This window comes from Paraburkholderia sp. 2C (assembly GCF_054589215.1).
Map to the genome: position 1 here is coordinate 21,300 of NZ_BAAILL010000041.1, position 10,315 is coordinate 31,614.

The window sequence follows — 10,315 nt, forward strand, 5'->3', positions numbered from 1 at the left end:
TGGAACGTCGATACTGGGCCTTATCGAGCGGTCCATCGGCCGCTACCGGAGTCCGAGCATCATGACCGACCTTGCCACGCCAGCCAGCACCGCCGCGGCGCCTCCCGCCGCGCCGGCCACCGAACTCGAAATCCAGGGCATGACCTGCGCGTCGTGCGTAATGCGTGTCGAAAAAGCGCTCGCCAAGGTGCCCGGCGTCGCGCGGGCGAGCGTCAACCTCGCTACGGAGAAAGCGACCGTCGATGCCGATCCGTCGGTTTCCGTCGATACGTTGCTCGCAGCCGTGCGTAAGGCCGGCTATGACGCCACGGCGGCCGCTGCGCAAGCGGTCAACCCCGACCTGGCGGCTGCGCCTGACGCCCTCGCGCCCTCCTCCGCTGAACTGGCAATCAGCGACATGACCTGCGCCTCGTGTGCGATGCGCGTCGAGAAAGCGCTCGCGAAGGTGCCGGGCGTCGCCTCCGCTACGGTGAATCTGGCGACCGAAAAGGCCAGCGTCCAGCTGAACGGCGCGGCCACCGTCAATCAACTGGTCGCCGCCGTCGAAAAGGCCGGCTACCACGCGACGCCGCTCGCTTCCGAGACCGACCTCGCGGCCACCGCTTCGACGGCTACTGCCGCGACCGCTGCGGCGGCGTCCGCCAAACCACGCGACAGCGCGCGCCGCGACCTGACCGCCGTGCTCGTCGCCGCCCTCCTGACGCTGCCGCTGATCGCGCCGATGGTGACCGAACCGTTCGGTTTCCATGCAATGCTGCCTGCCGCCGTACAGCTCGTCCTCGCGACAATCGTCCAGTTCGTCTTCGGCGCGCGCTTCTATCGCGCCGCATGGCGCGCGGTGCGTGCGGGCGCGGGCAATATGGATCTGCTCGTCGCGCTCGGCACGTCGGCGGCCTACGGCATCAGCCTCTATCAGCTCGCGATGCATCCGGGCGACACGATGCATCTGTATTTCGAGGCGGCGGCGGTCGTCATCACGCTCGTGCGCTTCGGCAAGTGGCTCGAAGCGCGCGCCAAACGCCAGACCACCGATGCGATTCGCGCACTCAACGCGTTGCGGCCGGACCGCGCGCGGATCGTCGACGGCGGCGGCGAACGCGAGGTGCCGCTCGCGCAGGTGCGCGTCGGCATGATCGTCGCGGTGCGGCCGGGCGAACGCGTTCCCGTCGATGGCGCGGTACTGCAGGGCCGCACGCATATCGACGAATCGCTGATCACCGGCGAAAGCATGCCGGTGCCGAAGCAACCCGACGACGCCGTGACCGCCGGCTCGATCAACGGCGAAGGCGCGATCACGGTTCGCACCGCCGCGATCGGCGCGGAGACCACGCTCGCGCGCATCATCCGTCTCGTCGAAACCGCGCAGGCGGAAAAGGCGCCGATCCAGCGGCTCGTCGACCGCGTGAGCGCCGTGTTCGTGCCTGTCATTCTCGCGATCGCCGCGCTCACGCTGATCGGCTGGCTGTTGGCGGGCGCCGGTGTCGAGACCGCCATTCTCAATGCCGTCGCCGTGCTCGTGATCGCCTGCCCCTGCGCGCTCGGCCTCGCGACGCCGGCCGCGATCATGGCCGGCACCGGCGTCGCCGCGCGCCACGGCGTGCTGATCAAGGACGCTCAGGCGCTCGAGACCGCGCATCAGATCGACGTCGTCGCGTTCGATAAAACCGGCACGCTGACGCTCGGGCAACCGTCGGTAACGGCGTTCGAAACCGCCGATGGCGTCGATCGCGACGACGCGTTGCGTCTCGCCGCGGCGGTACAGCGGCATAGCGATCATCCGTTGGCGCGCGCCGTGGTGAAGGCGTTCGAGGCGGGGCGAGGTTCGCCTCCCGCGCCCGCAAGCGCAACGGGCAACCTGACCGCGCTTTCCGCGCGCGCCATCCCCGGCCGCGGCGTCGAAGCCGACGTCGACGGGCGCACGATCGCCATCGGCAGCGGGCGCTGGCTCGCGGAACTCGAGATCGCCTTGCCCGAGCGGCTCGCGTTGCGCGCCCAGCAGCTCGAACACGCGGGCAACACGGTATCGTGGCTGATCACACGCGGCAGCGCAGGCACAAGCAGCGCGAGCCCCACCGCCGCTGACGCGCCCGCCGTCCTCGCCCTGATCGCCTTCGGCGACACCGTGAAGCCGACCGCCCGCGCGGCAATCGAGCGCCTCAAGCAGATGGGCATCAAAAGCGTGCTGCTGACCGGCGACAACCGCGGCAGCGCGGCGAGCGTCGCGACCGCGCTCGGCATCGACGAATTCCATGCGGAAGTGCTTCCGGCCGACAAGGCGCGCGTGATTCACGACCTGAAGATTCGCAGCACGGGGGTCGTCGCGATGGCCGGCGACGGCATCAACGACGCGCCCGCGCTTGCCGCGGCCGACATCGGCATCGCGATGGCGACCGGCACCGACGTCGCGATGCATGCTGCCGGCGTCACGCTGATGCGCGGCGACCCGGCGCTGGTCGCCGACGCCATCGATATCTCGCGCCGCACCTGGCGCAAGATCCAGCAAAACCTGTTCTGGGCCTTCGTGTACAACCTGATCGGCATTCCGCTCGCTGCGTTCGGGCTGCTCAATCCGATGCTCGCGGGCGCGGCCATGGCTTTCTCGAGCGTCAGTGTGGTGACGAACGCGCTGCTGCTGCGCCGCTGGAAGGCACAGCGCGCCTGACCGTGCCGCCGGCCGGCGCTCCGCACTTCGCGCGGGTGCCCGGCCCCTCTTCCTTCGCCATCATTACATCGGCCTTTCGAAAGACTAAAGAAATCCGTCTGCGCTGTCGTTAACCCCGATCAGGTCGCGAGAACTTCAATCGTTGGGCAATTCACTCGCGACACGACACTGCGCATGCAGTCCGTCCCCGTCCCCTTACCGCCAGCACTGACATGGAATTCCCCTCTTTGCGCCGCGCCAGCGTCGGCGCCAGGCTCGCCATGCTGTCGTGCGCACTGGTGGCGTTGATCTTCGCGGCCTTCACATGGGCCGTCACCCGCTCGGCCGGCGAGCAGATCAACGAACAGGTGCTCACGCGCATTGCCGAAAAAGACCGCTCGATCGCCGACACCATTTCGCTGTTCGACAAGGCGCTCGGCGCCGAAGTCGGCCGCTCGATGTCGCTGTTCGAACACTTCCTGCCGTCGAACTTCGCGCTCGACGAAGCCCAGAAGGTCGACATCAACGGTGTCGCGACGCCGGTATTCAAGGCTGGCGACAAGACGCTCAACCTCGACTTCTCGATTCCCGACGACTTCCTCGCGCAAAGCGGCGCCATCGCGAGCATCTTCGCGCGCACCGGCGACGACTTCGTGCGCGTGACGACGTCGCTGAAAAAGCAGGACGGCTCGCGCGCGATCGGCACGCTGCTCGATCGCAAAGGCCCTGCGTATGGGCCGATTTTTTCGGGCAAGTCATACACGGGTCTCGCCACGCTGTTCGGCAAACGCTATATCACGCAGTACAAGCCGATCCTCGATGCAAACGGCCGCGTGATCGGCGCGCTGTTTGTCGGCGTCGACGTCGATGCGCAAATCCGTTCGATCGAAGACGGCATCCGCAAGCTGAAGATCGGCGATAGCGGCTATTACTTCGTGATCGATGCGTCCAATGGCGCGGATCGCGGCAAGCTCGTCGTGCATCCGGCCGCGGCGGGCCAGAAAGCCGACGACAGCAACGCGCCGTATCGTCAGATGCTCGACGAGAAGGAAGGCCGTATCGCGTATCGCTCGCAGGATGCGGCGCTCGGCGAAACGGACCCGTCCGACAAATATGCGTCGTTCATCACCGTGCCCGAATGGCAGTGGCTGCTCGGCGGCATCGCGAAACGCGACGAAGTGATGGCTGAAGTCAACGCGACGCGCGACCGCTTCCTGTTGATCGGCTTCGTGCTCGTCGCCGTGTTCGTGGCGGTGTTTCTGATCGTCGTGCGCCGGCTCGTGAGCCGTCCGCTCGAAGAAGCGGCCAAGGCATCCGAACGTTTCGCGGCCGGCGACCTCAGCGTGCGCGTGGCCGATGCGAGCCGCGGCCGCAGCGACGAAATCGGCCGCCTCATGCATGCGATCGACGGCATCGGCGAAGGGCTGGCGCGTATCGTCACGCAGGTGCGCAGCGCATCGTCGGATATCACCGATGGCACGGCCAGAATCGCGGCCGGCAGCGGCGACATCGCGGCACGCGTCGCGACGCAGGCGAGCAGCCTCGAAGAGACCGCGGCGAGCATGGAAGAACTGACGTCGACAGTGCAGCAGAACGCGGGGCACGCGGCGCAGGCGAATACGCTGGTCACCAATGCGTCGGCCGCGGCGGTCGACGGCGGCCGCGCGGTCGAGCGGGTCGTGTCGACGATGGGCGAAATCAGCCAGTCGTCGAAGAAGATCGCCGATATCACGTCCGTGATCGAAGGGATCGCTTTCCAGACGAACATCCTCGCGCTGAACGCCGCCGTCGAAGCGGCGCGCGCGGGCGAGCACGGCAAGGGCTTTGCGGTCGTCGCATCGGAAGTGCGCGCGCTGGCGCAGCGCAGCGCCGCGGCGGCAAAGGAAATCGAAGCGCTGATCGCCGAGTCGACGGCGCAGGTCGACAACGGTTACCGGATCGCGGAGGAAGCCAGCGTGACGATGCGCGGCATCGTCGATCGCGTGGGACAGGTGCAGACGATCATCGGCGAAATCAGCGTCGCCTCGCGCGAGCAGTCGGGCGGCATCGAGCAGGTCAATCTCGCGGTCACGCAGATCGGCGAAGCGACCCAGCAGAACGCGACGCTCGTCGTCGAAGCGGAACGCGCGGCGGCTCAATTGCGCGAGCAGGCGGATCGCCTGAGCGATGCGGTCAGCGTGTTCAAGATGAACGCCGGGCGGCAGTGATCCGGCCCCGGCGTTAGACGTCAGGCCTTCGGCCGGAACATCTCGAACATCGGGCCGATCTCGGCGTAATCCGCGCGATACCCCGCGCGCATGACCGGATGCGCGGCCATCGTATCGAACCGGCCATCCTTCAGATACTGGCTCTGGATGTGCACGCCGACCACCTGCCCGATCGCCAGGTAGTTGTCCATCGGCTTGCCGTCGAGCGAGTGCAGCCGCACGACCTGCAGCAGCTTGCATTCGAGCGCTGCCGGCGATTCGCCGACGTGCGGCACCGACACATTGCGCCCCGGCACCGGCGTCAGCCCCGCGAGCTCGAATTCATCGACTTCCGGCGGCACCGGTGCCGAGGTCTGGTTCATCTGCGCGGCGAGCGCTTTCGACGTCATGTTCCAGACGAACTCGCCCGTCTCTTCGATATTGCGGATGCTGTCCTTATACGACTCGCTGCAAAAGCCGATCATCGGCGGAAACGTCGCGAAGGCGCCGAAGAAGCTGTAAGGCGCGAGATTGAGCCGGCCGTTCGCGGCGCGCGTGGATATCCAGCCGATGACGCGCGGCGCGACGATCGCCTTGAATGGGTCGTGCGGCAAGCCGTGGCCGACGAGCGGATCGTAGAAGTGAACATCGTTCATGTGGCGTTGCCGAAACCTTGGTATGTGTTCGGTCCTTTGGACGAAGTGTCCAGCATAGCGCACACACGATGCCGCATTGCCGTGTAAACAAAACTGGCCTGCCGCTGGATACCCGGCAGGCCAGTTCGCCATGTGTGCAACGGCACGCGCCGCTGCACTCACATCCGATTCACGGCACGCGCATTAACCGCGGTGATCGTGGTCATGGTCGTGCGCGTGATCGTCGTGGTGACGATACGGGTCGTGCGCATGCGGATGACGGTGCATCCAGTCGTCATGCGACCAGTAGCGGTGGCCGTCCCAGTAGCGGCCATCGCCTTGCCAGCCGATATTGATCGACACGCCGACCGGCATCATGTGCGGTTCGCCGTAGACGACGGTTTGCGCGAACGCGCCGGATGCGCCAAGCAAAGCGCCGCCCGCGAGCAGCGTGGCAATCAGGGTGCGCGACGTCTTGTTCAAGGTTTTCATGTTCATTCTCCCGTTCAGAGTTTTTGCTGGCGCGTGCCGCCGATGCGAGTGCATTCAGCTTTGGCCCCGCGCTTGAGACCCACTGTAGCGGCCGCGCCGATTCATAAACGTGAAGACTTGTAAGCGGGCATTTCACGGAACAGGGGCCCATGCGTCCCCGTTATTGGCGCATCGCCCGTATTTTCGGGATGCGTCTTGGGATGAGCGCTGACGAACCCCTGACTTGCCTGTCAGCGACCGTTACATCCCTTTCTAAAAGGAAAGCATGGGAAAGGTGATTCGAAGGCGGGAATCGGGTGGGGGCGCCCATGGCGGACACGCCTTCATGGAGCCCGAAAGCAAAAGCCCGGCGTTCGAGCCGGGCTTTCTTTACCGCGCTTTGACGACTTCGCGCGCGAGGCGCGCACGAGGCGGTGCGCGGTGGATGACGCGCTGATCAGTCGGTGAGACGGATGCCGAACAGCGTGGCTTGCGCGCGGCGCAGACGCTCCGCTTCGCGATGACGCGCTTCAAACGAGTAATCCGAATCCAGCGGCAGGTGCGGCGACGCGAAGAGGTCGCTGACCTTTTGGAACAGAGCAAAAAGAACGTTCATGGCGACTCCCGGCTAATGAATGATTGGGGTTTTCCCTTAGGAACCGAGTATAGGGTTTTCCCTAAATCACGTCTAGTGCGCCGCACAAATTTTTTGTAAATGACCCGCGGCCGGGCGTCGCGGGCGTCTTGTGCGTTGCATCAATGCAACAGACGGGCGAAGCAGGCGGGTTGCCTGCGCGTCGCCGGGCGGGGTTGCGATCAGTGGGTATGCGCCGTGGCGGTGGCCGGTGCGGGCTTGTGCTTATGCGCGCGCGCCGTCTTCGCCGACGGATGGGGCGCCACGGGCTGACGCGGCGCGGCGGCTGCCGGCGCGTCCGGATTCGACGATGCACCGCTCCCATTTCCCGCGTTGGGCATCGCCGCTGCCGGCGCCAGGGAGGCGGGCGCAGGCGACGATTCGGTCTGCAGCAGCGTCGCGAGCGTCGCCTGCTGGCCGAGCAGGGTCTGTTCGATGCGTTGCTGCCGAACAGTCGTGTCGTGCGTGAGACGCACGAGCAGCAGCATCTGCGCGACGCCGATCGCCACCGTCACGAACAGCACGCCGACGACGATCGACAGCATCCGCTTCATCCGGCGCGAATGCTCGGCCGCCGCGCGGCGCTGATCGGCGATCACGCCGTACAACGCGTCGACGGTGTCGGCGAATGCGGCGGCGCGCGCGTGATCGAGTTCAGGTGTGGCACGCGGTGCGGTGGGTTGCGCTGCGGCAATGGTTCCCGCGGCGTTCGATGCGCCGAACGGCGTGCGAGCCGCCCACGACGATGTACCCGGCTTGCCCGCCGCGGCCTCCGCGGCGTCCCCGTCTCCTGCCGCATGACGAAGCGCGGTCGTATTGCGTGCGGCGGAGGCCGTCACGGTCGGCTTTACATCCGCCGCGGCCGCGCCGCTGGAGGTGGTCCACCGAGCTTCGGACGACGCCACGGCTGCCGGCGTGATTTCCTTCTCCCGCGCGGCCGGCGAAGCGGCCACCGCGGACGCGTCTCGAGCCGCGGAATTGTCGCTTGCGGACTTCGTCTTCGCGCGCGCCCACGCATCGGCATTCGCGATCGTTGCGACAGCCGCGCCCGTTGCGACAGCCGCGTCGCCCGCTTCGACGCCGGACTCAGCCGGCGGCGCCGTCGGCACGGCGTGCTGTTCCCCCTCGCTGCCCGCCACCGGCCGTCCCGCCCCGCGCACGGCATCCTCCGTCTGCGCCGCCGCGCGTGCATTCCGGCGCACCACCCTCGTCTCCACCGGCGTCTCGACGACCGCCTCGCCGCCGTCCGCTGCTGCCGCCTCGACCGCCGCCAGCACCTCGTCGGGCAATTCGAACCCGGTGAGCGTCCCTTGCCGCACATCGATATTCATCGCTTCCAATGCCGCGCGCGTGGGATCGTCGGGGAACAGGTCGAGCGTGCTGTCGTCGGCGGGCACGTCGCTGAGTTCGGCGAGGCGCTGCGCCGAACGTGCGGCGCGGGCGAGCTTGTTTTCAGTTTCGGTTGAAACGGTGGGGGCGGCGGCGGGGGTACGCGGCGCTTTCGAGCCGGAACGGGAGGGGCGGGAGGTCGTAGGTGCTGCGGGATCGGCCATGTTGTGTTCCAAAGTGTTCCCGGGAGAATCGGGTCGAGCGCCGCTATTATGGACGACAAGCCGCAGCGATTCGATCCCGCTGTCGCGCGTTACCCGGTCACACGTTGTACAAAAGAGTCATTCGCGCGCGCTTATTGCATCCATTCGCGCATCGATGTGCGCATCGATGCACGATACGCGACTACGAAGCGCCCGCCGCGCGCGGCCGCATGGCCTGTGGACTCGCGACCGGCGCTTCTTCAGGTTTCCCGCTCGACTTTCCCCCCGAATTTCCGCTGTCCCGCTGGGCATCGGGCTTCGCCTCGAGCACGAGCCGCACACGCAACGGCTGACGCATATCGGCCGGCGGCGACACGCCAATCGCGTGCGCCATCAGCACCGCGCGCAAATCGTTATCGGCCTGCGCATCGCCGAGCGAATCGAAGACGACGCGCGTGACCGAACCGTCGTTGCCGATCCACGCGCGCACGGTGACCATCGACGGGATGGTATCGGCCGGCCCATGCTGTATGCGGTCTTCGAGAAACGCATGCAGTTCGTTAGCCGTATCGTCGTAGGCTTCGAGCGAGCGCTGGAACTGTTCGCCGACGATCTGCGCGTAAGCGATCCAGCTTTGCGGCACCTCAGTGGTTTGCGCCGCCGCGCTTTGCGCGTAACCGGCGATGCCGCACGCAATCGCGCACGCGCCGAGCGCGCAGCCGACTGCCCGTCTCAACCCGTGCCTCAACCCGTGCCTCAACCCCTGTCTCAACCCGCGCTGCAACGCGCGATGCCGGCTCTTGTTCATAGGTCTCCCCTGCCTCTCACGCCGGATCGAACGGCAAATAGACGCGTGTGTTGCCGCGCTGAATCAGCAACGCGGCGTTGTCATGCAACTGGCGCAGTTCGTCGGCGAGCTGATCGAGCGAGGCGACGGGCGTGCCGTTGACCGACAGCACGATGTCGCCCGGCTTCAGCCCGATACGCGTCGCGCGCCCGGCCACCTGCTCGATCAGCAGGCCATGATCAAGCCCGAGCCGCTGCTGTTCCGCGATCGACAGCGGCCGCACGACGATGCCAAGCCGTGTCGGCGGAACAGCGGTCGCGCCGGTCGCCGCGCCGCCGTTGCTGTCGAGCTCGCCGACCGCGACGCTCATACGCGTTGCATGCCCCGCGCGCCACACGAGCAGATCGGCTTTCTGCCCGGGCCGGATTTTGGCGACGGTCGTCAGGAGATCGACGGAATCGTCGACATCGTGACCGTCGACCGCGAGCACGACGTCACCGGCCTGCAGGCCCGCCCGGGCGGCCGGGCCGCGCGGATCGACGACACTGATCAGCGCGCCGTCGGGCTTGTCGAGTCCGAACGAACGCGCGAGCGCCTGACTGACTTCCTGCAGGTTGACGCCGAGCCAGCCACGGCTCACGTGACCGGTCTTCAGCAACTGATCCTTGACGTCGAGCGCAACATCGATCGGAATCGCGAACGACAGGCCCTGGTAACCGCCCGTCTTCGAAAAGATCATCGAGTTGATCGCCACCACGCGGCCGCGCAAATCGAACAGCGGGCCGCCCGAGTTGCCCGGATTGATCGGCACGTCGGTCTGGATGAACGGCACATACGCTTCGCCCGGCAGCGAACGCGATTTCGCGCTGACGATGCCCGACGTCACCGTGTTCGCGAAGCCGTACGGCGAGCCGATCGCCATCACCCAGTCGCCGACTTCGATGCGCTGCGGATTGCCGGTGACGACAACCGGCAGATCGTCGGCGTCGATCTTGATCAGCGCGACATCGGAAAGCGCATCGGTGCCGACCACTTTGCCCTTGAATTCGCGTTTGTCGGTCAGCTTCACGTCGACCACGCTCGCGTCGCCGACCACATGCCGATTGGTCAGAATGTAGCCGTCCGCGCTGACGATAAAACCGGAGCCCAGACTCACTTCTTCGCGATTGCCGATCACGCGGCGAGCAAGAAACGGCGCGAGCGGATTGCCGGGTGCGATGCCAGGCGGCAGTTGCACGCCCATCTGCGTGACTTCATGGGTCACGCTGATATTGACGACCGCGGGCCCGTCGCGCTTCGCGAGCGATGCGAAGTTCGGCAGCACGATCTGCGCGGAGCCCGCGCTCGAGTTCGAGCCCGAGGCCGAAACCGAACCGGATCCCGCGGACGGCGATGCGACGGCCGCCACGGCAGCGGCCGTCGCATCGTC

8 protein-coding genes are annotated in these 10,315 nt (G+C 66.7%); 2 read left to right on the forward strand and 6 right to left on the reverse strand.

Annotated features, from left to right (window positions below; all coding sequences use genetic code 11):
• Nucleotides 1–61 precede the first annotated feature (61 nt).
• Nucleotides 62–2,662, forward strand: coding sequence for a heavy metal translocating P-type ATPase (locus ACYPXD_RS18695; RefSeq protein ID WP_459714346.1), 2,601 nt, complete (start codon nucleotides 62–64; stop codon nucleotides 2,660–2,662).
• A 212-nt stretch (nucleotides 2,663–2,874) separates the two neighbouring features.
• Entirely contained in the window at nucleotides 2,875–4,848 is a 1,974-nt protein-coding gene (locus ACYPXD_RS18700; protein WP_459714348.1) for a methyl-accepting chemotaxis protein, read from the forward strand.
• A gap of 20 nt (nucleotides 4,849–4,868) precedes the next feature.
• Here the strand turns inward: ACYPXD_RS18700 and ACYPXD_RS18705 are convergent, their stop codons facing one another.
• From ACYPXD_RS18705 to ACYPXD_RS18730, 6 genes are all read right to left on the reverse strand, one after another.
• The gene (locus ACYPXD_RS18705; protein ID WP_459714351.1) at nucleotides 4,869–5,483 is read right to left on the reverse strand and encodes a flavin reductase family protein; all 615 of its coding nucleotides are present in this window, start codon (nucleotides 5,481–5,483) and stop codon (nucleotides 4,869–4,871) included.
• A gap of 183 nt (nucleotides 5,484–5,666) precedes the next feature.
• Nucleotides 5,667–5,954, reverse strand: a complete 288-nt coding sequence (locus ACYPXD_RS18710) for a hypothetical protein (RefSeq protein ID WP_459714353.1) — start codon at nucleotides 5,952–5,954, stop codon at nucleotides 5,667–5,669.
• A gap of 436 nt (nucleotides 5,955–6,390) precedes the next feature.
• On the reverse strand, nucleotides 6,391–6,549 hold the full coding sequence (locus ACYPXD_RS18715; protein ID WP_459714356.1) for a hypothetical protein: 159 nt from the start codon (nucleotides 6,547–6,549) through the stop codon (nucleotides 6,391–6,393).
• A gap of 200 nt (nucleotides 6,550–6,749) precedes the next feature.
• Nucleotides 6,750–8,120, reverse strand: coding sequence for a hypothetical protein (locus ACYPXD_RS18720; RefSeq protein WP_459714358.1), 1,371 nt, complete (start codon nucleotides 8,118–8,120; stop codon nucleotides 6,750–6,752).
• A gap of 181 nt (nucleotides 8,121–8,301) precedes the next feature.
• Complete coding sequence (locus ACYPXD_RS18725) at nucleotides 8,302–8,907, reverse strand: YbaB/EbfC family DNA-binding protein (RefSeq protein ID WP_459714360.1); 606 nt, start codon at nucleotides 8,905–8,907, stop codon at nucleotides 8,302–8,304.
• A 16-nt stretch (nucleotides 8,908–8,923) separates the two neighbouring features.
• Nucleotides 8,924–10,315: Do family serine endopeptidase (locus ACYPXD_RS18730; protein WP_459714364.1), on the reverse strand; the 1,392-nt coding region annotated here is incomplete at its 5' end.